General features: G+C 70.4%; 22 protein-coding genes and 1 pseudogene. 6 read left to right on the top strand and 17 right to left on the bottom strand.

Annotation, left to right across the window (positions count from 1 at the left end):
- Positions 1-6: 6 nt before the first annotated feature.
- Positions 7-1,134, bottom strand: a complete 1,128-nt coding sequence (locus AB0H54_RS10135) for a TIGR03364 family FAD-dependent oxidoreductase (protein WP_357344442.1) — start codon at positions 1,132-1,134, stop codon at positions 7-9.
- A 96-nt stretch (positions 1,135-1,230) separates the two neighbouring features.
- Between AB0H54_RS10135 and AB0H54_RS10130 the strand changes: the two genes are divergently transcribed.
- Positions 1,231-1,953, top strand: a complete 723-nt coding sequence (locus AB0H54_RS10130; protein WP_355280582.1) for a GntR family transcriptional regulator — start codon at positions 1,231-1,233, stop codon at positions 1,951-1,953.
- Positions 1,954-1,958: 5 nt separating this feature from the next.
- On the opposite strand, the gene AB0H54_RS10125 is transcribed toward AB0H54_RS10130, so the two are convergent.
- Entirely contained in the window at positions 1,959-2,267 is a 309-nt protein-coding gene (locus tag AB0H54_RS10125; protein ID WP_355280580.1) for a DUF4254 domain-containing protein, read from the bottom strand.
- Positions 2,268-2,745: 478 nt separating this feature from the next.
- On the opposite strand from AB0H54_RS10125, the gene AB0H54_RS10120 reads away from it, so the two are divergent.
- On the top strand, positions 2,746-3,609 hold the full coding sequence (locus AB0H54_RS10120; RefSeq protein ID WP_355280578.1) for a helix-turn-helix transcriptional regulator: 864 nt from the start codon (positions 2,746-2,748) through the stop codon (positions 3,607-3,609).
- On the opposite strand, the gene AB0H54_RS10115 is transcribed toward AB0H54_RS10120, so the two are convergent.
- The 4 genes from AB0H54_RS10115 to AB0H54_RS10100 form a co-directional block, all read right to left on the bottom strand.
- Entirely contained in the window at positions 3,603-4,415 is an 813-nt protein-coding gene (locus AB0H54_RS10115) for an ABC transporter permease (RefSeq protein WP_357344439.1), read from the bottom strand. The two genes, AB0H54_RS10120 and AB0H54_RS10115, sit on opposite strands and share 7 nt — an antisense overlap.
- Entirely contained in the window at positions 4,412-5,242 is an 831-nt protein-coding gene (locus AB0H54_RS10110) for an ABC transporter permease (protein ID WP_357344437.1), read from the bottom strand. The genes AB0H54_RS10115 and AB0H54_RS10110 overlap by 4 nt, the downstream gene beginning before the upstream one ends.
- 50 nt (positions 5,243-5,292) lie before the next feature.
- Positions 5,293-6,195, bottom strand: a complete 903-nt coding sequence (locus AB0H54_RS10105) for a thioesterase domain-containing protein (protein WP_357344435.1) — start codon at positions 6,193-6,195, stop codon at positions 5,293-5,295.
- 104 nt (positions 6,196-6,299) lie between these two features.
- Positions 6,300-7,604 carry a TIGR03118 family protein gene (locus AB0H54_RS10100; protein ID WP_357345685.1) on the bottom strand — a complete coding sequence of 435 codons (1,305 nt, stop codon included), beginning with the start codon at positions 7,602-7,604 and terminating at the stop codon, positions 6,300-6,302.
- Between the two features lie 154 nt (positions 7,605-7,758).
- On the opposite strand from AB0H54_RS10100, the gene AB0H54_RS10095 reads away from it, so the two are divergent.
- Both AB0H54_RS10095 and AB0H54_RS10090 read left to right on the top strand, forming a co-directional pair.
- Positions 7,759-8,256 carry a peroxynitrite isomerase gene (locus AB0H54_RS10095; RefSeq protein WP_355280572.1) on the top strand — a complete coding sequence of 166 codons (498 nt, stop codon included), beginning with the start codon at positions 7,759-7,761 and terminating at the stop codon, positions 8,254-8,256.
- A gap of 266 nt (positions 8,257-8,522) precedes the next feature.
- On the top strand, positions 8,523-8,762 hold the full coding sequence (locus AB0H54_RS10090; RefSeq protein ID WP_355280570.1) for a hypothetical protein: 240 nt from the start codon (positions 8,523-8,525) through the stop codon (positions 8,760-8,762).
- Here AB0H54_RS10090 and AB0H54_RS10085 read toward each other — a convergent pair.
- The 5 genes from AB0H54_RS10085 to dxr all read right to left on the bottom strand — a co-directional run bounded on the left by AB0H54_RS10085 (position 8,756) and on the right by dxr (position 15,227).
- Positions 8,756-10,534 (bottom strand): penicillin-binding transpeptidase domain-containing protein, encoded by a 1,779-nt coding sequence (locus tag AB0H54_RS10085; RefSeq protein WP_357344433.1) that lies wholly within the window; start codon positions 10,532-10,534, stop codon positions 8,756-8,758. The genes AB0H54_RS10090 and AB0H54_RS10085 overlap by 7 nt on opposite strands.
- A gap of 77 nt (positions 10,535-10,611) precedes the next feature.
- Positions 10,612-11,475, bottom strand: a complete 864-nt coding sequence (locus AB0H54_RS10080) for a GNAT family N-acetyltransferase (protein WP_357344431.1) — start codon at positions 11,473-11,475, stop codon at positions 10,612-10,614.
- A gap of 76 nt (positions 11,476-11,551) precedes the next feature.
- A complete protein-coding gene (gene ispG, locus AB0H54_RS10075; protein WP_355280564.1) occupies positions 11,552-12,706 on the bottom strand; it encodes a flavodoxin-dependent (E)-4-hydroxy-3-methylbut-2-enyl-diphosphate synthase in 1,155 nt (384 codons plus the stop codon).
- 115 nt (positions 12,707-12,821) lie between these two features.
- Positions 12,822-14,018 (bottom strand): M50 family metallopeptidase, encoded by a 1,197-nt coding sequence (locus AB0H54_RS10070; protein ID WP_355280563.1) that lies wholly within the window; start codon positions 14,016-14,018, stop codon positions 12,822-12,824.
- A 27-nt stretch (positions 14,019-14,045) separates the two neighbouring features.
- Positions 14,046-15,227, bottom strand: coding sequence for a 1-deoxy-D-xylulose-5-phosphate reductoisomerase (gene dxr / locus AB0H54_RS10065; RefSeq protein WP_357344429.1), 1,182 nt, complete (start codon positions 15,225-15,227; stop codon positions 14,046-14,048).
- A gap of 95 nt (positions 15,228-15,322) precedes the next feature.
- Here dxr and AB0H54_RS10060 point away from each other — a divergent pair, with 95 nt between their 5' ends.
- On the top strand, positions 15,323-15,592 hold the full coding sequence (locus tag AB0H54_RS10060) for a DUF2631 domain-containing protein (RefSeq protein ID WP_355280560.1): 270 nt from the start codon (positions 15,323-15,325) through the stop codon (positions 15,590-15,592).
- A 69-nt stretch (positions 15,593-15,661) separates the two neighbouring features.
- Here the strand turns inward: AB0H54_RS10060 and AB0H54_RS10055 are convergent, their stop codons facing one another.
- The 5 genes and pseudogenes from AB0H54_RS10055 to AB0H54_RS10035 all read right to left on the bottom strand — a co-directional run bounded on the left by AB0H54_RS10055 (position 15,662) and on the right by AB0H54_RS10035 (position 21,738).
- Entirely contained in the window at positions 15,662-16,624 is a 963-nt protein-coding gene (locus AB0H54_RS10055) for a LysR substrate-binding domain-containing protein (RefSeq protein ID WP_357344427.1), read from the bottom strand.
- A 361-nt stretch (positions 16,625-16,985) separates the two neighbouring features.
- Positions 16,986-17,804 (bottom strand): annotated as a pseudogene (locus AB0H54_RS10050) (serine/threonine-protein kinase); the annotation flags it as partial.
- An 89-nt stretch (positions 17,805-17,893) separates the two neighbouring features.
- A complete protein-coding gene (locus AB0H54_RS10045; protein ID WP_357344425.1) occupies positions 17,894-19,483 on the bottom strand; it encodes a serine/threonine-protein kinase in 1,590 nt (529 codons plus the stop codon).
- Between the two features lie 96 nt (positions 19,484-19,579).
- Complete coding sequence (locus tag AB0H54_RS10040) at positions 19,580-21,175, bottom strand: serine/threonine-protein kinase (RefSeq protein ID WP_357344423.1); 1,596 nt, start codon at positions 21,173-21,175, stop codon at positions 19,580-19,582.
- 140 nt (positions 21,176-21,315) lie between these two features.
- On the bottom strand, positions 21,316-21,738 hold the full coding sequence (locus AB0H54_RS10035) for an uL11 family ribosomal protein (protein ID WP_355280554.1): 423 nt from the start codon (positions 21,736-21,738) through the stop codon (positions 21,316-21,318).
- A 196-nt stretch (positions 21,739-21,934) separates the two neighbouring features.
- Here AB0H54_RS10035 and AB0H54_RS10030 point away from each other — a divergent pair, with 196 nt between their 5' ends.
- A complete protein-coding gene (locus tag AB0H54_RS10030; protein ID WP_357344421.1) occupies positions 21,935-22,738 on the top strand; it encodes a transglutaminase family protein in 804 nt (267 codons plus the stop codon).
- A gap of 1 nt (position 22,739) precedes the next feature.
- On the opposite strand, the gene rlmN is transcribed toward AB0H54_RS10030, so the two are convergent.
- The gene (gene rlmN, locus AB0H54_RS10025) at positions 22,740-23,849 is read right to left on the bottom strand and encodes a 23S rRNA (adenine(2503)-C(2))-methyltransferase RlmN (RefSeq protein ID WP_355280551.1); all 1,110 of its coding nucleotides are present in this window, start codon (positions 23,847-23,849) and stop codon (positions 22,740-22,742) included.
- Positions 23,850-23,933 lie beyond the last annotated feature (84 nt).

Below are 23,933 nucleotides of genomic sequence, written 5' to 3'. Positions count from 1 at the left end.
TTGTCCTCACAGTCCGATCTGGTCGGCGGTCTGTTCGCCGATGGCGGGGCCGAGGGTCATGCCACGGCCGCCGGGGCCGGTGACGACCCAGACGTTGGTGTCGGCCCGCACCCGGGTGACGATGGCGTCGGGGTCGACGCTCTGGCTGTAGACGCCCGCCCAGCGGCGCACGACGCGCGGCAGCTTGCGGCCGAGCAGTTCCTCGGTGACCTCGGTGAGGTGGTCGTAGGGCGCCTCGTCGACGTCGAAGGCGAACGGCTCGGTGTATTCGTGGGTGTCGCCGATGGTCAGGCCGCCGTGCAGGCGCTGCACGCACAGCAGCTGCATCTTGTGCTCGGCGGCGGTGGCGGTCTGCGACTGTTCCAGCGCGAGTGAATCCACCTGCGCGCCGGCGAATCCCGGGTAGTAGCGGAAGCTGTCGCCGTCGGCGATCGCGGTGGTGAGCGGTTCGTCCAGCGGCGCGGTCTGCATCATCTGCAAGCGCACCCGGCGCACCGGCAGCTCACCGGCGAGTTCGCGGGTGAGCCCGGAATGGGCGGCACCGGGGCAGTGCACGACCAGGTCGGTCTCGTGGCGGCGGCCGTGGTCGTCGACGACGACGGCGCCGGACCCGGTGTCGAGCACCGAGCGGGCCTCGGTGCCCTCGAAGAAGGTGTAGCGGCCGCTGCCCGCCATGTGGGCGCGCAGCGCGGGCAGCGCCTGGCGCGATTCCACCGCCGCGTCGGTCGAGCAGTGCAGTCCGGCAAGGTATTTGCCGCGCAGCGCCGGGTTGAGCGCACGCACCCCAGCGGGGTCGAGCAGGGTGAAGCCGCGCGCCTGCGCGGTGGGGCCCGCGGCCGCCGCCTCGGCGACGGCGAGTTCGGCGGGCGTGCGCACCAGCGTGATCGACCCCGCCGGACGGAAGCCGACGCCGGCCACCCGGCCGCCGATCTCCTCCCACAGCTCGCGCGAGCGCAGGGTCAGCTCCAGCTCCCCCGCCGCCCGGCCGGACACCCAGACCAGGCCGAAGTTGCGGACCGTCGCGCCGCGGGCCTCGCGTTCGCGTTCGAGCTGGACGACCTCGTGGCCACGGGCGATCGCCGCCCAGGCGTGTGCGGTGCCGAGTATCCCTCCACCGATGATGACCAATCGCATGCCAGTGATGGTGGCAAATGGTCTAGACCGATAGGTGTTGGCTGCGAGAACGGCACGTTAATTTTTGGTATAGACCAATCGAGTACGCTGGCGGGCATGGATGCACCGCACACGACGCGCGTTCCGAAGGTGTTCCTGGTTCGCACCGAGATCGACGCCATCCTGGCCGATCTCGACGAAGGCGACCCGGTGCCGTCCGAACGCGACCTCGCCACCCGCTTCGGCGTCGCCCGCGAGACGGTGCGCCAGGCACTGCGAGAACTGCTGGTGGAGGGCAGGATTCGGCGCCGAGGGCGCGGCACGGTGGTCTCGCGCCCCAAGCTGACCCAACCGCTGTCGCTGCGCTCCTACACCGAGGGCGCGATCAGTCTCGGCCGCACCCCCGGCCGCATCCTGGTCGGCTGGGAGGACGTCGCCGCCGACGCGGAGACCGCGGCCGACCTGGAACTGGAGCCGGGCGCGACGGTGATGCACCTGGAACGGGTCCTGCTCGCCGACGGTGAACGCATCGGCCTGGAGAGCACCTACCTGCCACTGCACCGCTTCGCCGGCCTGCGTGGCAGCTACGACCCGACCACGTCGCTGTACGCCGCGATCCGCGCGACCGGCGTCGAACTCGCCGGTGCGCGGGAACGCATCGAAACCGTCCTGGCAGCGCCCAGAGAAGCGGGCCTGCTCGAATGCACAACGGCGTTGCCGATGTTGCTGTTGCATCGACGCAGCGTCGATGCCGACGGCGCACCCATCGAACGGGTGCGCTCGCTGTACCGGGGTGACCGCGTCGCCTTCGAGGCGAGGCTGTCACCCGAGCACGAGTAGCCCGATTACTGCTCGGGCAGCCGCCGCCGTCCGCCTGCCACATCGGTGACCAGGTCGGTGTAGCCGTCGACGAGTTCGGCGAGGTGATACCAGTGCTTGTGCGTGCTGTCGCTGCGCGCGCCGTCGAGATCGATGGCCTGGTTCGCGTCGACCCAGCTGCGCGCCATCCGGTCGACCACCGCACCGAGGCTCTCGGTGTGCAGTGACGCGCCGTTACGGTGCAGTGGGATCTCCTGGACGATCCAGTCGTTGATGTCGTCGACGAGTTCGCTGCGACGGCAATCGATTTCGGCGATCAGTGCGGCATCACGCACCTGTGCCCGCCGTTCGTGCAGTTCAGCCAGTGCGTGCGCCGACCGCAACAATTCTCGATCTTGAAAACGCCTGCCCTGGAATGCGCACAACAATTGCGGCGCAGTCGGCAGTACCCCCATCACCGGCGCGCTCATCGCAACGCCCCGAATTCACCCGACACCCAAGATTTGTGTACCAACATGATTGGCTCTCGATTCGGTTATCCCGGTCTTCTGTTCGGATTGCTCGCAACCAGGCTAACTGGATCATGCTCGCTCACACTGCGAAACGCAAGATTGCGTTGTCAGCCTTGCGGTAAAGCCGCCCTGACAGAACCGGTGGTCACATCCGCACGGCGGCACCGGTTTACGGCGTGTCCACACGCCCGCCGACCTTCAGCTATGCGCCAGAGGCATCGTTCTCGGCCGATCGCGTGACATCGAGGCCGCACAGCGCAATAATGCGATTCACGAAGCGCGCCACAGGCGAAGGGGAACCATGGCAGGCAAGCGCACGACACTGACGGTCCGACTACGCAGGCTCGCCGCCATGCTGCGCGAGTTACGCGAAACCGCGGGTCTCAGCAAGGAAGACGTCAGCGCTCGCACCGGCATCAACGTGACCACGCTGTATCGCATCGAAATGGCGCAGGCCCGCCCGCAACGCCGCACCCTCGGCGCGATGCTCGACCTGTATCAGGTCAACGAGAAAACCCGCGAAGAAGCGCTCAGCCTGCTCACCGACGCGCTGAAACCCGGTATGTCGCACGCCTACGAAGGCGCGGTGTCCGACGTCTACGCCACCTACATCAACTTCGAGGCGGAAGCACTATCGGCCCGCCAATACCAGACCTCGACCGTGCCGGGCCTGCTGCAGACCTACGAGTACGCGGCCGCCGTCATCGACACCTCCATGCCCCGCCTCGACGCAGCCACCATGGAGAGCAGGGCCAAGGCCAGGATGGACCGCGCGGTCAACCTGTCCAAGGACGATCCGCTCGAGCTGTGGGTCGTGATGGACGAGGCGGCCATCCGCAGGGTCGTCGGCGGACCAGCCGTGATGGCAGGCCAGCTCGACCGGCTGATCACCGAGACCAAGCGCAAGAACGTGATCCTGCAGATCCTGCCGTTCGACGCGGGCGCGCACCCCGGCATGGCAGGCTCGTTCACCCTCCTCGATTTCCGTAACCCGGTCGACCCCGAACTGGTGTACGTGGAGAGCCTGGCGATCGACACCCTCGTCGAGGGTCATTCCGAGATCCGCCGGTTCGGCGTGATCTTCGATCAGCTGCGCGCGATGGCGCTGAGCCCGCGCGATTCGGCGCTGCTGCTCGCCGACGCGCGCGCCGCGATCGCTCAGTAGCGCACGGCTCGCCGGAACCCGAGCACGGCGGGCAGCGCGAACACCGCGATCGCGCCCAACGACCAGGCCAGCGTCGCCAGCAGCGGAGCGCGCACCGGTCCGCCGAGCGCGAGGCCGCGCATGGTGTCGATCGCATGGGTCAGCGGATTGTGCTCGACCAGCGGACGCGCCCAGTCCGGATAGGCCCGCAGTGGGACGAAGCCGGTGCTGAAGAACATCAGCAACGACGAGCCCAGCGAGATCACCTCGACCAGTGCGGTTTTCGAGGTGTACACCGCCAGCGCGGTGACCATGGTGGCGAAGCCGAGGCCGTAGAGCAGCGGGATCGCGAACAGGGCGAGGGCCGCGAGCGGACCCTGGGTGAACCGGAATCCGAGCACCGCGCCGACCGCGAAGATCGCCAGGGTGCTCAGCGCGATGCGCGCGCACTCGGCCGCGATCCGCGACAGCGGGGCGGAGGCGCGGTGCACGGGCAGCACCCAGAACCGGGCGAGCAGCCCCTCGTCGCGTTCGCGCCCCAGCGTCACCGCGCCGGCCAGCGACCCCGACATCACCCCGACCAGCGCGAGCATCGGTACCGAGCCGTAGAGCGCGTCGGCGTCGGCGAAGGCCGAGACCTGGGTGCCCAGCACGGAGTCCAGCATCACCAGCAGCAGCGAAGGGAATACCAGCGCCTGCATGACGGTCAGCGGATCGCGGTACCAGCGCATCAGGAGGCGTTTGGTCTGGATCATGGTCTGCGGCAGCAGCATCCGCAGCGTCTCGGTGCGCCCGGTGACCACCGGGAGGGCGGCGCCGGTGGTCATCCGCGCCGCCGGACCGCGCGCAGCCAGGCCAGCGCGCCGCAGCCGAGGAGCAGGCCCAGCGCCCAGGCCAGCCCGGGACCGAGCGTCGGAAGATCCACCGCGCCCGCGTTCCCGGTGGCATCGCCAGCCAGCGCGCGCAGTCCGGTCACGAACTGCGAGACCGGCTGATTGCGGGCGTAGCCCTGGATCCAGCCGGGGAACTGGCTCGCCGGGGCGAAGCCGGTGGACACCATGCCGAGGATCAGCTGGGGCAGTACCAGGATCTGGGTGGTCGCCTCCGGGCTCGTCGTCACCGTGCCGAGCAGGTCGGCGCCACAGCACAGCGCGGTGGCGATCAGCAACGAGAGCCCGACGAATCCGGCGGTGTGCCACCAGGGTCCGTGGAAGCGGAAGCCGACCAGCGTGCCGCACCCCAGGGCGGCGGTGACCGCGACCACCGACCGCTGGCCCGCGGCGGTCATCCTGGCCGCCCACGGCACCCAGCGCGGCATCGGCAGGGTGGCCAGGCGCAGGTCGAGACCGTCGCGGGCATCGGTGGCCGAGCGGAAGGCCGCGGCGATGGCGCAGAACGAGACCGCCTGCAGGATGAGCATCGGCATCAGGAACTGCGCGTAGCTGCTCAGGCCGTGCCCGTACTCGCTCATGACCAGGTTCAGCGGCACGTAGAAGCCGAGGGTGAAGACCACCGGCGCGAGGATCGCGGTGAGGATCTCCCCGGTCCGCCAGGACGGCCGGATCAGCCGCAGCGACAGCACCCACCACTGGGTGATCGCCGAGGTCGCCGCCCGCTCGGGGCGTACGACCACACGATCGGCCGAAATCCACACCGCCCCATCGTGCGTGATCCCGGCGGCGGGCGCAGGGGAACCGGGTGCGGTCAGCATCGGGTGCGCGTGCTCGGCACGGCCGTGCCGAGCACGCGGGCGATCTCGGGCGCGATCTCGGGCGCGGTCAGCTCGCCGGGGGCGGCGTCGAGCACGAAGCCGGTCACCGCGCCGTCGACGTACGGTCGCCAGTTCCGTACCGCGGCGGCCGGATCGGGCCGTTCGGCGCCGTCGGGCCCGCGACCGGCGACGCACACGGTCAGGTCGCCGGTCAGCACCGAGGGGCGATGGCGTGCCACCATCCCGGCCACCGCGTCGGCGGCGTCGGCGAGCCGGACCAGGTCGGCGCCGGTGAGCTCCACGGTCCCGGCCAGGGCCGCGCCGAGGACGGCGGCGGTCCGGCCGTCGGACAGGGCGGCGGTGTCGGCGTCGACACCGAACTCCGGGGCGAAGCGGGCGACGAACTCCCCCACCGACAGCCGGGGCGGCGGCGCAGAGCGGCAGGCGGCCGGATCGGTGTCGAGCAGCACGACCCCGACGTCCTCGCCCAGCGCGCGCAGCTGAACCGCGGCTTCGTGGGCGACGAAACCACCCGACGACCAACCGAGCAGCTGATACGGGCCGTGCGGGGCGATCCGGCGGATCTCGGCGACGACGCGGGCGGCCGATGCGCCGACGGTGCGAGATGGCGTGGGCGCCTGCATCCCATAGACGGGCACGCGCGGATCGAGGTGGGCGAGCAGGCCCGCATAGCTCCACGCCAGGCCCGAATCACCGGCCAGGCAGAACAGCGGCACACCGTCGACCCGCGGACCGAGCGGACGGATCGACAGTACCGGCGCCAGCGCCGACGACCCGGCGCGCCGGTCGTCGGAAGCCGGGACCGCCAGGCAGGATTCGGGCCGCTCCAGCGGCCACGCACAAGCCGGGGCGGACGGATCGGCGGGAGAGCTCACAACAAATGATACGTCGTACGAAACCGGCTCCGGCCCACCGGTTTCGGGGGCACCCACCGGACACTCGAAGCGTCCGGTGGGTGCGGAACCCGCAGCGGCGGACGCTACTGCACGCGCAGACTGCCGAACAGCCCTTCCTTCTCGTCCTCCGGGCCCGCCGTGAAGTACAGCGCGTTGGCGTCGCCGAGGCTCTCACCGTTGCCGAACATCAGGGCCCACAGCCCGGCGATCTCGACCGGCTTCGCGTTGCCGTCGCGCAGGTAGTCGACGAAGGTGCCGGTGGTGTCGTCGTAGGCCAGCACGCGGCCGAGACCACCGAAGTTGCCGATCAGCAGCTTGCCCGAGAGCGCGCCGAAGTTCGACGGCGCGATCGCCACACCCCAGGGCGCGTTGAGCCTGCCGCCGTCGTCGATGATCCGCACCAGCTTGCCCGCGGCGTCGAACTCGGCCACCTTGCCCTTGTCGGGCTTGCCGTTGGCGGACTTGTCGGCCTCGGCGTCGAGGGAGTCCTCCTCGGCCTTGTCGAAGGCCTTGGGGTCCTTCTCGTCCGGCTGGGTGATCGCGTAGGACACGAACACCCGGCTGCCCAGGGTGGTGATGTTGAACGGTGCCGGATCGCCCGGCTTGGCCTTCTTGCCCTTCTCGGGGGTGGCCGGGTCGATCACGTCACCGGTGGCGAAGGGGTTGGCGAAGCCGGTGGTCGCCACCGGCTGCCAGAACTTGTCGAAGGTGCGGACCTGCGGGTCGGCGCCGAAGTCGGCGGCGAGCAGCTTGTCCCCGGACGGCGACAGCGCGATCCCGAAGAACGCCATGCCCTGCGCCGCACCGTCGAACACCTGGTTCGCGCCGCCGTCGCGGCGCACGATCGCGCCGTCGGGCGCCTGCTCGGTCCAGGCCGAGATCTTGCCGGAGTCGGTCGCGAAGATGAACCGCGACGAGCCACCGAGCGGGATCGGCATGCCGTCGACGTCCACCCACTGGTCGCGCACGGCGAACAGGTCGGAGGTGATCGGGGCCGGGTTGAACACCACGCCGGTGACCTTGCCGACGCTCTTGTCCGAGGTGTCGGCGTCGGCGCCGGGCACACCGACGAGCTTGAGCTGGTCCTGGAACAGCTTCTGCAGCTTCGGGTCCGAGGACGCCTGCACGTCACCGACGAACTGGTACGACTTGCCGCCCGCGCCGACCCAGAAATGCCCGCCCGCGCCCTTGGGGCGATCGGCCAGGCCCCAGGCGTTGACCATGTCGGGGAATGTGAACTGGGCGTGGTAGGAATCCTTGTTGGCGGCCAGGTTCGTCTGGCTGTACCGGTTCCCGTCGAGCGCGGCCACATCGTCGCCCGCCTGCTCGGAACCCGAGCACGCCGCGGCCAGGAGCAGGGCCGCACCGAGAACCGCACCGCGCACCAGCCCGGACCGTACCCCGCGGGTACCCCTCACATGTCCGTTCACGTTCTATCCTTTCGACCTCCGCCGGACGGCGTTCAGGCGAGGCTGACCTTAGCCTGACCGGAGCCCCGGCGTGCCGTGACCGTCGACAGGAAGGCAGGTCTAGGCTGTCGCCGTGGTCGAACCCTCCGCCCCCGTAGCCCCCCATCCCGACATCGCCGCCCTGGCACCGCTGCTCGGCAGCTGGCGCGGCCGCGGCCACGGCGAGTACCCGACCATCGAATCGTTCGACTACGTCGAGGAGATCACCTTCGGGCACCTCGGCAGGCCGTTCCTCACCTACCGGCAGCGGACCAAGGCCGCCTCCGACGGCAGGCCGCTGCACGCCGAGACCGGCTACCTGCGCTGCCCCGCCCCCGGCCGGGTCGAGCTGATCCTCGCCCACCCCACCGGCATCACCGAGATCTGCGAGGGCACGATCACCGAGACCGTCGACGGAATCCGCCTGGAATTGAACTCGACGAATATCGGCCTGAGCGGTTCGGCGAAACCGGTTACCGCGCTCGGCCGCTCTTTCCACGTGACCGGGGACACGATCGACTACACGTTGCGAATGGCCGCCGTCGGCGAATCCCTGCAGCACCATCTGGCCGCGACTCTGCAACGCACGTAACGTTCTCCGAATTCGGTAATTTACCGTACCGAGGCCGCTGAACTGCGGATTTCGTTGCCCGACACCACACATTCACCTTTTCATCACGGTCGCGTACCGGTTGTGTTCGAACACGCCCGCACATAACGCAACAATTGTGTGTCGCTTACCGCCGTCGGTTGTTGCCCCGCGGCGACCGTTCTACGGTTCAAGCAACAGCTAACCACCAGACAATCGAAAGGCTGCCCGGGAAAGCACGTCGAAACCCTGAACGAGGGAGACGAACCATGAGGCGTTCCACCCTGATCTTGACCACTGCCGGGATGATCTTGGGCGGCGCTGCCGCCATCGACCTCCTCGACGGCGCAGGCACGAATGCCGCGCCCGAGCCCATTGCCGGGTACAACGTCGTGCACAACACGGCGACAGCCCATTCCGAGAGCAGTTCACTCGCGGTGGTGCGGGGCCTGCTGGCGACCGAGAACGCCGACGGACCCGGCCACACCGCCTCGGCGCCCGTTCAGTAGCCCGGCGGCAGCGCGGCGAACATATCCCGGGTGACGGCGACCGCGTTGTCGGAGCTGCCACCCTTGACCAGCAGCGTCGCGAACGCCATGTCCCCCCGGTAGCCGACGAACCACGAGTGCGACCCGCCGTCGACCTCGGCTTCGCCGGTCTTGCCGTACACCTCGCCCTGGTCCCTGATCCGTTCGGCGGTGCCGCCCGTGACGACCATGCGCATCATCGTGCGCAGGCCGTCGACCACGTTCGCCTCGATCGCGGGCCGGTCACCGTCGATCCGGGTCGGCCTGCCCGCGATCAGGTACGGCACCGGCGCCGCGCCCTGGGCGACCGTCGCCGCCATCACGGCCATGCCGAACGGGCTCACCACGACCCGGCCCTGCCCGATGCCGTCCTCGGCGCGCTGGACGAGTTCCTCGGCGGGCGGCACCGACCCCGACATCGTCGGCAGGCCCTCCACCGCGTACTCCTGGCCGATGCCGAGCCGGGCCGCGGCGTCGGTGAGGGCGGTGCCGTCCAGCCTGCTGGCCAGCCGGGCGAAGGTGGTGTTGCACGAGCGCTCGTAGGCGGTGGCCATCGGCACGTCACCGACGGAGAACAGGTTGTAGTTGGGGATGGTGCGCTCGCCGATGGTGGTGCGGCTCGGACACGGCAGCACCGTCTCGGGGGTGGCGATGCCCGCCGCCATCGCGGCCGAGGCGGTCACCGTCTTGAAGATCGAGCCCGGCGGATACTGGCCGCTGGTGGCGACCGGACCGTCGCGATCGGCGGCCTTGTTCTGGGCCACCGCGAGAATCGCCCCGGTCGACGGGCGCAGCACCACCATCATCGTCTGTTCGGTGCGCAGGTCCACCGCGTGCTGCGCGGAGTTCTGCACGAACCGGTCGATACTCAGCGCGAACGAGGGCGCCGGCTGGGCCGCGACCTCGTGCAGCACATCGAGATCGGCGCCGTTGGCATTGCGGGTGACCACGCTCCAGCCCGCCTTGCCGTCGACCTCGGCGATCACCGTCTTGCGCACCTGGGTGAGCAGATCGGGCGCGAACTTGCGATCGGTGGGCACCATGTCCCACTCCTGGGTCAGCGTGACACCGGGCAGGCCGATCAGTTCGCCGCCGATGGTGTCGGCCTCGTATTCGGTCAGCAGGATCACCGTGGCGGCCCCGCCTGCGCCGCGGGCCGCGGCCAGGATCGTCTGCGGCGTGTAGGCCACCGGGTCGATCCGGCTCAGCGCCGCGGCCAGGGCGCCGGCGACCCGGTCCGGCTCGGTGGCCGCGGCGACGTCGAAACGCACCCGCGACACCTTGCCCGGCACCAGCACATCGCTGCCCGCCGACTCATTGACCCGCGCGCGCGGCGCCTGCGCGGTGCGCAGTTCCAGCGTCTGGGTGTCACCCAGCTTGGGATGGATGTCGGCGGAGGTCCAGCGCACCAGCCAGCGGCCTCCGGTGCGGCCCATCTGCAACTCGCCGGTGTAGGTCCACTGGCGGCCCTTGGGCAGGGTCCACGCGTAGGTGTAGTCGACGGTGGCCGTGTCGCCGCTGACGCGCGCGTCGCCGGTGCGGATCTCCAGCTTCTCGGCCTGTAGCGCCTGCCACGCCGAAGTCAGTGCGGCCGTGGCCTTCTCAGGGGCGGTGGTCAGCTCGGCGGCCGCGGCGAGATCGTGGTCGGCGAACGCCTCGGCGAAGGCGTCGGCGGCGGGTACCGGTCCCTGCGGGCCCGCGGAACAGGCGGTCGCCGCCACCGCGAGGGCGGCCACCGCGAACGTGGTTACCATCCGTGTCCTCATCGGCACCGATGGTAGCGGCGACCGGGCAGCAAACCCCGCAGGACGGCGCCGTACACGCCCGGAATTCAGTCGACGAGCACCGTGGCGAAGGTCGCGATCTGGCGGAAACCCACACGGCTGTAAGCACGTCGGGCGATCCGGTTGTAGTCGTTGACGTACAGGCTCGCTGTACGTCCCGTCGCGACAACGGCATTGGCGACCGTCGCGGTGCCCGCGGTGCCGACGCCGGCGCCACGGAATTCCGGGTGCACCCACACGCCCTGGATCTGCCCGGTGCGCCGCGACAGCGCGCCGATCTCGGCCTTGTAGACGACCTCGCCGTCCTCGAAACGTGCCCAGGCCCTGCCGGATTCGATCAGGCTCTGGATCCGCCTGCGATAGCCACGGCCACCGTCGCCCGCGCGCGGGTCGACGCCGACCTCCTCGATGAACATGGCGATCGCCGCGGTGAGGTAGCGGTCGATCTCGTCGGGGCGCACCCGGCGCACGCCGGCGTCGGGGCGGGCCAGCGCGGGCGCGGCGAGCGCGAGCAACGGCTGATCGGCGCGCAGTTCCCTGGCCGGGCCCCACTTGGGCAGCAGCAGCTCCCACAGGGGCAGCGCCAGCTCCTGCCTGCCGACGACCGAGGAACACACCCGCGGCCAGCGCGCCGCCCGATCCGCGAACGCCCGCAGGGCCTGCTGGTCACCGCGCAGCGGCACGAGGTTCGCGCCCGAGAAGCACAGGGAGTCCGCGGGCCCGCCCCGGCTCCACAGCTCACCGAGCCCGGAGCGCGTGTCCAGCCCGAACTCCTGCACCCTGGCCGCGATCATGCACGAGGCCACCGGGTCGGAGTCGAGCACACGCAGCACCTCGCCCAGATCTCGCACGGACACCGGGCGCGCGGGAGGGGTTTTGGACCGTCGCGTCGGCTCCAGCAGACTCCGCACGGCACCAGCCTGCCACGAAAGCACGCGCCGTGGTACAGGTCCGCCGAATCCGACGTCCGACCGTGAGCGGCGGAGGTCAGCCGACGGTGACGACCGGCTCGGCGCCCGGCTGCTCGCCCATCTCCTCGGCAATGCGCATCGCCTCTTCGATCAGGGTTTCCACGATCTGCGCCTCCGGCACGGTCTTGATGACCTCACCCTTGACGAAGATCTGGCCCTTGCCGTTGCCCGAGGCGACACCGAGGTCGGCCTCGCGGGCCTCACCCGGACCGTTCACCACGCAGCCCATCACGGCGACGCGCAGCGGCACCTCGAGGCCGTCGAGACCGGCCGCGACCGCGTCGGCCAGGGTGTAGACGTCGACCTGGGCGCGCCCGCAGGACGGGCAGGACACGATCTCGAGCTTGCGCGGGCGCAGGTTCAGCGACTGCAGGATCTGGCCGCCGACCTTCACCTCCTCGGCGGGCGGGGCCGACAGCGAGACCCGGATCGTGTCACCGATGCCCTCGCTGAGCAGCGCGCCGAACGCCACCGCGGACTTGATCGTGCCCTGGAAGGCCGGACCCGCCTCGGTGACGCCGAGGTGCAGCGGGTAGTCGCTCTGCGCGGCCAGCTGCCGGTAGGCCTCCACCATGATCACCGGGTCGTTGTGCTTGACCGAGATCTTGATGTCGCCGAAGCCGTGGTCCTCGAACAGGCTCGCCTCCCACAGCGCCGACTCGACCAGCGCCTCGGGGGTGGCCTTGCCGTACTTCTCCAGCATCCGCTTGTCCAGCGAACCGGCGTTGACGCCGATGCGGATCGGGATGCCCGCGGCGCCCGCGGCCTTGGCGACCTCGCCGACGCGGCCGTCGAACTCCTTGATGTTGCCCGGGTTCACCCGGACCGCGGCGCAGCCGGCGTCGATCGCGGCGAAGATGTAGCGCGGCTGGAAGTGGATGTCGGCGATCACCGGGATCTGCGACTTCTTCGCGATCGTGGCGAGCGCGTCGGCGTCTTCCTGGCGCGGGCACGCCACCCGGACGATGTCGCAGCCCGACGCGGTCAGCTCGGCGATCTGCTGCAGCGTGGCGTTGATGTCGTGGGTCTTGGTGGTGGTCATCGACTGCACCGAGATCGGCGAGTCACTTCCCACGCCCACGGTGCCCACCTTCAGCTGGCGGGTCTTGCGCCGGGGTGCGAGAACAGCAGCGGGAGCGGCGGGCATCCCCAATCCGATTGTGCTGGTCACGTTCGGCTGCCTTCTTTCGTACGTTTCGTGGATTCGACCGGGGGTGGTGCTGCCGAGCTTAGTCGCGCGGAGTGGGCGCACGCCCTGTGAGGGGCACGACAGCGGTTCGTAGCGATCAGGGCAGCCGGATCGGATTGACGATGTCGGCGGCCAATGTCAGCAGCATGAACGCACCACCGATAACAACCGCCACATACGTCACAGGGAGCAGCTTCAAGTAGTCCACCGGTCCGGCCGGGGCCTTGCCACGCCAGGACCGGATGGTGTCCCTGATCTTCTCGTAGAGCACCACCGCGATGTGCCCGCCGTCCAGGGGCAGCAGCGGCAGCAGGTTGAACGCGCCGAGGAAGAAGTTCAGGCTGGCCAGCACCATGATGAACATGCCCCACAGGCCGCGCTCGGCGGTCTCGCCGCCGATCCGGCTGGCGCCGTAGACGCTGACCGGGGTCTCCGGGTCGCGCTCGCCGCCGGTGACCGCCTCCCACAGCGCGGTCACCTTCTGCGGCATCTTCGCCAGCGACTTCACCGTCTCGATGAAGAAGTCACCGGTGAACGAGATGGTCGCCGGGATCGCCGCGATCGGGCCGTACTGCTGGGGCTCGGCGAAGTCGGGGCCGACGCCGACCGCGCTCACCTCCCGGCTCGGGCCTTCCTTCGGGTAGCGCACGGTGCGCTCCGGCGTCACCGGCACGGTCAGCGTCGTGCCGTCGCGCTCGATCGTGTAGGTGAACGGGCCGGTCTGCTTCTGCGTCTCGGCCTGGAACTGTGCCCAGGTGGTCACCGGCACGCCGTTGACCGCGGTCACCACGTCGCCGCGCCGCAGCCCGGCGCGCTGCGCGGGACCGTCGCCTGCGCACTGCTGCATCGTCTGGTCGGGATTCTGCTGGGCGACACAGCTCATCGAGCCCAGCGCGGTGGCCGGGGGCTGTTCGAGCTGGGGCAGACCCCAGCCGACGGCCAGGATCACCAGCAGGACGAAGCCGAGCAGGAAGTTCATCGCGATGCCGCCGAACATCACGACCAGGCGCTTCCAGGTCGACTGGCGGTACATCGCCCGCTCGACGTCCTCGGGCTCCAGTTCGTCGAGCGCCGTCATGCCCGCGATATCGCAGAAACCGCCCAGCGGCAGCGCCTTGAGACCGTATTCGGTCTCACCGCGCCGGAAGGAGAAGACCTTGGGCCCGAAGCCGATGAAGTACCGGCGCACCTTCATGCCGGTGGCCTGCGCCGCCCACATGTGCCCGCATTCGTGCAGCGCGATCGAGATCGTGATACCGAGGGCGAACAGTGCGAACCCCAGCGCGAATACCATCTGGCTCCTGAGTCGTTTCGCGTCGTGTCAGGACGCGATGATTTCCGCGGCGTACTGCCGTGCCCAGCGGTCGGCTCCGAGGACGTCGTCCAGGGTATCGGGTTCCGCCTGCCAGCGATCGGCGGCCTCTACCGCCTGTGTGACGGTGCGCACGATCGCCGGGAAGGTGATCTCGCCGTCGAGGAAGGCCTGCACCGCGACCTCGTTGGCGGCGTTGTAGACGGCGGTGACACTGCCGCCCGCCTCACCGGCCTGCCTGGCCAGGCGCACGGCCGGGAAGACCGCGTCGTCGACCGGTTCGAAGGTCCACGTCGACGCGGTACCGAAGTCACACGCGGCGGCCGCGCCGGGGACCCGGTCGGGCCAGCCGAGGGCCAGCGCGATGGGCAGCTTCATGTCCGGCGGGCTGGCCTGGGCGAGGGTGGAGCCGTCGGTGAAGGTGACCATCGAGTGCACGATCGACTGCGGGTGCACGGTGACGTCGATGCGGTCGTACGGGACGCCGAACAGCAGGTGGGTCTCGATCAGTTCCAGGCCCTTGTTCACCAGCGACGCCGAGTTCAGGGTGTTCATCGGCCCCATCGACCAGGTCGGATGGGTCTTCGCCTCGCTCGGGTTGACCGATTCGAGCATCTCCGCGGTCCAGCCGCGGAACGGCCCGCCGGAGGCGGTGAGCACCAGCCGCGCGACCTCGTCGGCGCGGCCGCCGCGCAGGCACTGCGCGAGGGCGGAGTGCTCGGAGTCGACCGGGACGATCTGGCCGGGCGCAGCCGCGCGGGTCACCAGGGAACCACCGGCGACCAGGGATTCCTTGTTGGCCAGGGCGAGCCGGGTGCCCGCTTCCAGGGTGGCCAGGGTCGGGCCGAGGCCCAGCGAACCGACCAGCGCGTTGAGCACGACGTCGGCCTCGGTGCGGCGCACCAGTTCGGTCGCCGCGTCGGGGCCGCCGAGCTCGAGGTCGAGGGCCGCGGCGGCGGCCCGGTCGGCGACGGCGACATTGCGGGTGCCGACGGCGGCCATCTGCTCGGCGAGCAGCGCCTGATTGCCGCCGCGCGCGGCGAGACCGACCACCTCGAACCGGTCGGGGTTGGCGGCGATCACCTCGAGCGCCTGGGTACCGATCGATCCGGTACTGCCCAGGAGCAGGACCTTCACCCGATCGGTGGACGTGGACTGGCCGTGTGCGGCACGCGTTGCTGGGTGGGACACGGCCCCATTGTGGCAGGGCTGCTGGCTACGACGGACGGTCGTATGCCACGATATGCTCACTCGCCCAACCAGAACTCGAGCCCTAAGGAGCGATCGTGGCCGCCACGGACCTCGAATCAGTCAGCACCGAGCGCGCCGTCGCCACCAGCGTCGATCCCGCCGAAGTGCCCTCGGCCGCGTGGGGCTGGAGCGGTGAGTCGCGCAAGACCTTCCGCATCGCGGCCTGGGTCGTCGTGGTGATCCTGCTCGGCATGACCGTCGGCAACCACCAGGGCCACGTCGAGGACATCTTCCTCATCGGCCTGGCCGGCTTGATCGCGGTGATCCTGGTCGTCGACTCGCTCACCCAGCGCATCCCTCGGTAATTCCGGCTTCTTCGACAACGCCTGCGGCAGCGATCTTCTCGCGCCGCGGGCGTTGTCGTGTGTGCGGCGTCAGCGGCCGCGGCGCGCGCCGGTCTTGCGGCCCTTGCCCTGACGAGCGGGCTGCTGCTTGGCCGCCTGCTTCTTCGCGGTGCTCTTGCGGGCGGGCTCGGGCGCCCGCCGCTGCGGCTCCGCCGCCACCGCTCCGCGCGAGCTGTTCGCCGATCGGCCGCGCACGATCCCGACGAACTCCTCGAGCAGTTCGCTGTCGGTGCCCGCGGGCCAGGCCAGCGCGATCTCGGTGAACTCGGTCTCGCTGATCGGCCGGTAGACCAGGTCGCGCCGGTGGTGCAGCCGGGCGATCGACTGCGGCACGATCGTCGCGCCGCCGACCGCGGCGACCAGCGCCAGGGTGTCGGCGGCCTGATCGAGATCGGCGCCGTCCTGGAGCCGCTCCTCGGCCAGGTCGGCGGGGGTGATCGTGTCCAGCAGCGAGAGCGCGTCGTCCTTCTGCACGACCGCGACCGGCGTCTCCCGCCACAGCGGAATGGCGTTCATCGCGGTGCGGTCGATCGGCAGCCGGACGAAGCACAGGTCGATCCGGCCCTCGCGCAGCGCGCTCTCCTGCTCGCCCTGGGCGACCCCGACGACCTCGAGCGGATGGTCCGGCAGCCGGTCACTCCAGATCCGCGCCCACTTCGACACGGTGACACCCGGCACGAACCCGACCCGCAGGCTCGCGGGCGCGTCCGGCTTCTGCTCCCGCTCGGCCTGCTCCCGCGCGCTGATCAGCGCCCTGGCGTGGTGCAGCAGCGCGGCACCGTCCTCGGTCAGCTGGGTGGGCGACGCGCCGGGGACGAACACCCTGGTGCCGAGCTCGCCCTCCAGCTCGATGACGGTCGCGCTGAGGCTCTGCCGGGAGATCCGCAGACCCTTCGCGGCCCTGGCGAAGTGCAGTTCCTCGGCGACCGCGACGAAGCGACGCAGCCGGGCGAGGTCGATGGAGTCGGCGGCGGTGACGTCGAAGTCGCTCATTCTGACCAGAATATGGCACCCGCCGGGCAGCCCCGACCACCGATCACAGGTTCGACAGCACCCACAGCACGGCGATGATCGACCCGACGACGGCGATCAGGATCAGGAACGTGGTCAGCACCGAGCCCCACCCGCTGCGCGACGGCGCGGGATACGGCGTCGGCGGCGGCACCGGCCGCTGCCACGCCTGCGGCGCGACCGGGCGCGGCGCGACCGGCTGATACGGGGGCACCGGCGGGCGGTTCACCGGGTACGGCGCACCCGGCACATGCACCGGCGTCATCGGCGCCATCCCGACGAACGGCTGCGGATGCGCCCCCGAGGTGGGCCGTGCCGTCGGTGCGGCGCCGGTCCCGGAGCGCAGCGCCCGCTGCACGGCGTCGACGAATTCCTCGCAGGAGGAGAACCGGTCGGCGGGCCGCTTGGCGAGCGCGCGGGCCATCACGGCGTCGAGCACCGGCGGCAGCCCGGCGCGGCGCGGACTGACCGGTGGCGGCGGTGCCTGCAGATGCCCGGTGATGACCGCGGCCGGGCTGGGCGCCTCGTACGGCGCGGTACCGGTCAGCAGCGAGTACAGGGTGCAGGCCAGCGAGTACTGGTCGGCGCGGTGATCGAGCGGGACGCCGGTGAGCTGTTCGGGCGCGGCGTAGGCGAGTGTCGCGGTGAACGACCCCGTCTCGGTGAGGTGACCGGAATCGTCACGCAGCCGGGCGATCCCGAAATCGGTGAGGTACACCCGCTCCTGACTGTTGGATCGGGCGAGCAGGATATTGGCGGGCTTCACATCCCGGTGCAGGACCCCGGCGCGATGCGCGTAGTCGAGCGCGGCGGCGGTCTCGCCGATGATCTGCACCGCCCGGTCCGGCGGCAGCGACCGCGGATCCAGCGTGGACGCGTCGACCCCGTCGATGTACTGCATGCTGATCCACAGCTGATCGCCTTCGACGCCCCGGTCGAAGACGGTCACGATGTTGGGGTGGTCGAGCTGGGCAACCAGATCGGCTTCCCGCTCGAACCTGGCCCTGATCTCCTTGTCGGAGTACAGCTCCTGATTCAGCAGCTTGAGCGCGGTCCAGCGCGGCAGCCGGGGATGCCTGGCCAGATACACCGACCCCATCCCGCCGCGGCCCAGCTGCCGGTCGATCGTGTATCCGGCGAATACCGTCCCGTCAGAAACCACTCTGACCCCCGAATCTCGCTCGTCGTCCGACGGGAGTGGACCCTACCAAACACCGTTCGCCCCGGTGCGGGGGTCGCGCGGGGCCGGACTCAGCCCAGCGGGAAGCCCGCGACGTCGGAGATCAGGACCGGCATGTTCTTCTCCACCGTATTGCCCGCGAAGGGCGTGTCGTCGGAGCCGCGATAGAACAGCAGCACCCAGCGCGCCCGCGCGGGGTCGGAGAACGTCGAGACCACGGCAGAACCGACGTACTGACCACCGCTGGTCCGCTCCCGCCGGTCGTCGGTGCGGGTGCCGCTCGTCGCCTGACCGTGGTCCTTCGTCTGCTGCCGGAAGCGAGCGACGACATCGGCGGCGGCCGCGGCGGTGGGATAGGTGAAGAAGGCGTAGTGCGTATCGCCGACGAAGTTGTCGGCGCAGTCCCATTTCGCCTGGTAGCCGTTGAAGGTCTTCATCCACTCCTCGCCGTACTTCGACGGCTCCAACCGGCCCGAGCACAGCCGGTCCCCGAGCACCCGCCCGCTGTCGTACCCGTCGGGCAGCATCTGCGGGAAGGCGGCGTGGAGCGCGTCCATGTCCTTGTGACCGGCGGAGCGGTGCATGGCGTCGGCCAGCGGGGAACTGTCGTCCTGCCACACCCAGTACGTCGCGCCGAGGATCAGCGCCAGCACCGCGAGCAGGACCACCGGCGTCCAGTTGCGGCGCGGCGGCGGGACCGGACGACCGGGATAGGGCCGCGCGGGTGGCTGCCCGTACCCCGGATAGGGCTGCGGCACAACGGGATGCGGCAGCTGGGGACGCGCCTGCGGATGCTGCGGCATCGACTGCCCCGCGAACACGGTGGGCTGCGCACCGGTGCCGCTCAGCGCGCGCCGCGCGGCTGCGGCGAATTCGGCACACGAGCCAAAGCGATCGGCGGGACGCTTGGCCAGCGCGCGAGCCAGGACGGCGTCCAGCGCGGCAGGCAGATCGGGTCGGTGCGCACGCAACGATGGCGGCGGCGATTGCAGATGACCCTGGATGACCAGTACCGGATTGGTCGCCTCGAACGGCGCCACCCCGGTGAGCAGCGAGTACAGCGTGCAGGCCAGCGAGTACTGGTCGGAGCGGTGGTCCAGGTGAGCGCCGGTCAGCTGCTCGGGCGAGGCGTACGCCAGGGTGGCGGTGAAGGTGCCGGTCTGCGTCAGGTGGTGCACGTCATCCCGGGGCCGGGCGATGCCGAAGTCGGTGAGCAGCACCCGCTCCCGGCCGTCGGAGTCGGCCAGCAGGATATTGGCGGGCTTCACGTCGCGATGGAGCACTCCGTTGCGGTGCGCGTGATCGAGCGCCGCCGCCGTACCCTCGACGATGCGCAGCGCCCGCTCGACGGGCACCGGATGCGCGATGGTCGCCGCGTCGACCCCGTCGACGAACTGCATGCTGATCCACAGCCGCCCATCGTCGACACCCCGGTCGTACACCGTGACGATGTTCGGATGCTCCAGCTGCGCGGCCAGATCCGCTTCCCGCTCGAACCGGGCACGGATCTCGGTGTCGGCGAACAACTCCGGGTTCAGCAGCTTGAGCGCGGTCTGCCGGGGCAGACGCGGGTGCCGGGCCAGATATACCGATCCCATTCCGCCACGGCCGAGTTGACGTTCGATGGTGTATCCGGCGAAAACCGTCCCGTCGGAAATCACTGACTGCCCCCGCATCTCCCGCGTCGTCCGACGCGTGAGGACCCTACCAAAACCCGGAGTCAGCGCGGCGGGCCAGCGCGGCGCCCGGCGACCCGGTCAGAGCGGTGCCTTGGCCAACCGCGCCTCCAGATCGTCGAGCCATCGCTGGTTGTCGCCCTTGGCGCCGCGCATCTGCGGCATGGCGAGCAACACGAACCTGGCGCGATCCGGATCGGTGAAACTCGTGAGAATCGTCGCCCGTTCGCCGTTGTACTCGTCGGTGGAGAAGAGCCGGTGGTTCTGCCGGGTGCCGATGGTGACGGTTCCGCGGTCGGTCGATTCCGCGACGAAGCCGCTCACCGCCGACCGGGCGGCCTCGACGGTGGCGAAACTGTAGAAGCGGTAGGCGAGAGCGTCGTCGTCCGGGTCCAGGCATTCCCACCGGGCCTGCCAGTCGTTGAAGTTCCGCAGCCCGCCTTTGTCGATCGTGTAGAACGACTTCCACACCGGCGCGCCCTTGCAGTACGTGCCGCCGTATCCGTCGTTCTTGTCCGAGGACGGCGGCAGCATGCCGGGAAACGCGGCCGACATCGCCCTCAGATCGCGGTGCCCAACCGACCGTTCGAGCTGCTGCGCGATGATCCCGGTGTCGTCCTGCCAGGCCCAGATCCCCCCGCCGAGGACGAGCGCACCGACGATCACGGCCGCGACCAGCCTGCCGGCACGGCGGCGCGGCGGCGGGACAGGAGCCCGACCCTGCGGGCGCGGACCACCGGGCGGGCGCTGGGGGTAACCCGGAGCCGGACGCGGCGGCGGGACGTGCCCGATCGGATTCCCCTGGATCCCGACCGGCAGGGGCTGCCCGGCGAACACGGTCGGCTGCGCACCGGTCCCCTGCACCGCACGGCGCGCGACGGCCGCGAACTCCGCACACGAGTCGAAGCGATCGGCGGGACGCTTGGCCAGCGCGCGAGCCAGCACAGCGTCCAGCGCGACGGGCAGATCGGGCCGGAACGCGCGCAGCGACGGCGGCGGCGACTGGAGGTGGCCCTGGATGACCTGGACCGGATTGGTCGCCTCGAACGGCGCCACCCCGGTGAGCAGCGAGTACAGCGTGCAGGCCAGCGAATACTGGTCGGAGCGGTGATCCAGGTGAGCGCCGGTCAGCTGCTCGGGCGAGGCGTACGCGAGGGTGGCGGTGAAGGTGCCGGTCTGCGTCAGATGGTGCACGTCATCCCGGGGGCGGGCGATGCCGAAGTCGGTGAGCAGCACCCGCTCCCGGCCCTCCCCCGCGGCCAGCAGGATATTGGCCGGTTTCACGTCGCGATGCAGGACACCGTTGCGGTGCGCGTGGTCCAGTGCGGCCGCGGTGCCCTCGACGATGTGCAGGGCCCGGTCGACCGGCACGGGGTGGTCGATGGTCGCGGCGTCGACCCCGTCGACGAACTGCATGCTGATCCACAGCCGCCCGTCGTCGACACCGCGGTCGTACACCGTGACGATCTGCGGGTGCTCCAGCTGCGCCGCCAGATCGGCTTCCCGTTCGAAGCGCGCACGGATCTCGGTGTCGGCGAACAACTCCGGATTCAGCACCTTGAGCGCGATCTGCCGGGGCAGACGCGGGTGCCTGGCCAGATACACCGACCCCATCCCGCCGCGCCCGAGTCGACGTTCGATCGCGTAGCCGGCGAAGACGTCGCCCGTCGCAAGCATGGTTCCCCCTGGTCCGGTCCCGGCCGCCGCTGCGCATCCCACCGGTCGGCCACCACCAACCTAACGCCTGACCGCGCGGCAGCGGACATCGTGCCGCGGCGGCCGACGATCGCCGGGCGGGACCGAGCTCGCCGCCCGGCTCACTCCTCGATCCGCACGCCCATCGACCGGGCGGTGCCCGCCACGATCCGCATCGCGGCCTCCACGTCGGTCGTGTTCAGATCAGGCAGTTTGCGGATGGCGATGCGCCGCAACTGTTCCCGCGACAGCGCGCCCACCGGCTTGTGGCCGGGACGGGGTGAGCCCGGCTTACCGAGGGCTTTGCGGATGAGCGAGGCGGTCGGCGGCGTCTTGAGCCGCATGGTCCAGCGTTTGCGGGCATCGATCGTGATGACGGCGGGGATGATCTCCCCGCGCTGATCGGCCGTCGCCGCGTCGTAGCGGCGTTTGACTTCGAACGGCGGGATACCGGTGGGACCGAGCATCTTGCCGAGAACCATGAGGGAGGCGTTGCCCGCCTCGAGTTCGAGAGTGACTGTGACAGAGGCTGTTCCGCGCGCCATAGTCAACGATCTCGGACGCGGGGCTCGATCCGGTCCCGCGCCGGTAACGCCTGGGCCGCAACGCGATCGGGCGGCGGCGGATGCGCGGCGCGGCAGCCGCCGATCTCGGCCCGGCACCCCATCCGTTGTGACTTCGCGACCGGCGGACGCCCGTGTTCGAGTCGCCCCGCGCGCCCCGGCCTGTCAGGCTGGAGCCGTGAAGCGTGATGTGTCCGCGAGCATGGAGATCACGGTCCACGCCGACGCGGTGCTGCAGTGGCAGATCGCCGTGGCCCGCCAGCCGGGCCTCGACCTGATCGAGTCCATGACCTGCGTACTCGACGGCGAGTACGTCACCCCGCGCGAGGTCATCGGCCCGCACCATTCCCGGCTGCACGTGCTCGACGCCAAGGCGGGCACACTCCGGCTGGACTACCAGGCGACGGTGTTCGGCACCGCGACCCCCGCACCGGCCACCGACTACGAGATCGCGCTGTACCGGCGGCCGAGCCGCTACGCCGAGTCGGACAAGCTACTCGGCTACGCCGCCGCGGAATTCGGCTACGGCATCGTCGATCCGGAGATGCCCGCGCGGGTGGCGGCGTGGGTGGGCAGGCGGATCTCCTACGTCTCCGGCAGCAGCGCCCCGATCGACGGCGCGGTCGAGACCCTGCTGTCGGGCACCGGCGTCTGCCGCGACTTCTCCCACCTGGTCGTCGCCCTCCTGCGCGCGGTCGGCATCCCGGCGCGAGTGGCCGCCGTCTACGCCCCCGGGTGCGTGCCGATGGACTTCCACGCCGTCGCCGAGGCCTACGTCGACGGCAGGTGGCACACGCTCGATCCCACCTGCCTGGCCCCGCGCCCCAGCCTGGTCCGCATCGCCACCGGCCGCGACGCCTCCGATATCGCCTTCCTGGACAACCACGGCGGCGACATCACCCTCAACACGCTGACGGTGAACGCCTTCGTCGACGGGCCGCTCCCCTACGACGACTTCACGCAGCCGTACGTCATCGAGTAGATCAGCCTTCTGCGGCGAGCTGACCGCAGGCCGCGGCGATCTCCTGACCGCGGGTGTCGCGCACCGTGCAGGAGACACCCTGGGCGATCACCCGGCGCACGAACTCCTTCTCGACCGGCTTCGGGCTGGCATCCCACTCGCTGCCCGGCGTCGGGTTGAGCGGGATCAGGTTCACGTGCACCAGCGGGCCCAGTGCCTTGTGCAGCTTCTTGCCGAGCAGGTCCGCCCGCCACGGCTGATCGTTGACGTCGCGGATCAACGCGTACTCGATCGACACCCGGCGACCGGACTTGTCGGCGTAGTAGCGCGCCGCGTCGAGCACCTCGGCGATCGACCAGCGGTTGTTCACCGGGACCAGGGTGTCGCGCAGTTCGTCGTCGGGGGTGTGCAGCGAGACCGCGAGCCGCACCGACATGTCCTCGTCGGCCAGTTTGCGGATGGCGGGCGCCAGGCCGACGGTCGACACCGTCACCGAACGCTGCGAGATACCCAGACCGTCGGGCGCGGGCGAGGTGATCCGGCGGACCGCGTTGACCACCCGCTTGTAGTTGGCCAGCGGCTCGCCCATCCCCATGAACACGATGTTGGACAGCCGGCCGGGGCCGCCGTGCACCTCACCGTCGCGCAGCGCCGCGGCCGCGGCCCGCACCTGGTCGACGATCTCCGCGGTCGAGAGGTTGCGGTTGAGCCCGGCCTGGCCGGTCGCGCAGAACGGGCACGCCATGCCGCAGCCCGCCTGGCTGGAGATGCACAGCGTGTTGCGGTCGGGGTAGCGCATGAGCACGCTCTCCAGCAGGGTGCCGTCGTGGGCGCGCCAGAGCGTCTTGCGGGTGTCGCCCTCGTCGCAGGCGAGGTGGCGGACCACCGACAGCAGCGGCGGGAACAGCGTCTCGCCGACCTTCTCGCGCACGTCGGCGGGCAGATCGGTCATCAGCGCCGGGTCGGCCTGCAGCCTGCCGTAGTACTGGCGGGCCAGCTGGTCGGCGCGGAACTTCGGCAGTCCCAGCTCCTGCACCGCGACCTTGCGCTCGTCCGCGTCGAGGTCGGCGAGGTGGCGCGGCGGCAGACCGCGACGCGGGGCATCGAACACGAGGGGCAGGGAGGTGGCCATAATTCCACCATTGTCCCAAACGAGGTGGCGGGCCCGGTCGCCGGGCCGCCACGCCGAACGCCGTTATCGAGAAGATGCGTGCAC

It is taken from the genome of Nocardia sp. NPDC050718 (genome assembly GCF_040654235.1).
In the GTDB taxonomy this organism is placed as follows: domain Bacteria; phylum Actinomycetota; class Actinomycetes; order Mycobacteriales; family Mycobacteriaceae; genus Nocardia.
The sequence above is the reverse complement of the archived record's forward strand: the minus strand, read 5'-3'. Positions and strand labels throughout refer to the sequence as shown.

Bases quoted from the DNA above. Each gene is read 5' to 3' on its own strand.
- AB0H54_RS10135 (WP_357344442.1), bottom strand. From the start codon at position 1,134: ATGCGATTGGTCATCATCGGTGGAGGGATACTCGGCACCGCACACGCC.
- AB0H54_RS10130 (WP_355280582.1), top strand. From the start codon at position 1,231: ATGGATGCACCGCACACGACGCGCGTTCCGAAGGTGTTCCTGGTTCGC.
- AB0H54_RS10120 (WP_355280578.1), top strand. From the start codon at position 2,746: ATGGCAGGCAAGCGCACGACACTGACGGTCCGACTACGCAGGCTCGCC.
- AB0H54_RS10115 (WP_357344439.1), bottom strand. From the start codon at position 4,415: ATGACCACCGGCGCCGCCCTCCCGGTGGTCACCGGGCGCACCGAGACG.
- AB0H54_RS10090 (WP_355280570.1), top strand. From the start codon at position 8,523: ATGAGGCGTTCCACCCTGATCTTGACCACTGCCGGGATGATCTTGGGC.
- AB0H54_RS10085 (WP_357344433.1), bottom strand. From the start codon at position 10,534: ATGGTAACCACGTTCGCGGTGGCCGCCCTCGCGGTGGCGGCGACCGCC.
- AB0H54_RS10070 (WP_355280563.1), bottom strand. From the start codon at position 14,018: ATGGTATTCGCGCTGGGGTTCGCACTGTTCGCCCTCGGTATCACGATC.
- AB0H54_RS10055 (WP_357344427.1), bottom strand. From the start codon at position 16,624: ATGAGCGACTTCGACGTCACCGCCGCCGACTCCATCGACCTCGCCCGG.
- AB0H54_RS10040 (WP_357344423.1), bottom strand. From the start codon at position 21,175: ATGCTTGCGACGGGCGACGTCTTCGCCGGCTACGCGATCGAACGTCGA.
- AB0H54_RS10035 (WP_355280554.1), bottom strand. From the start codon at position 21,738: ATGGCGCGCGGAACAGCCTCTGTCACAGTCACTCTCGAACTCGAGGCG.
- rlmN (WP_355280551.1), bottom strand. From the start codon at position 23,849: ATGGCCACCTCCCTGCCCCTCGTGTTCGATGCCCCGCGTCGCGGTCTG.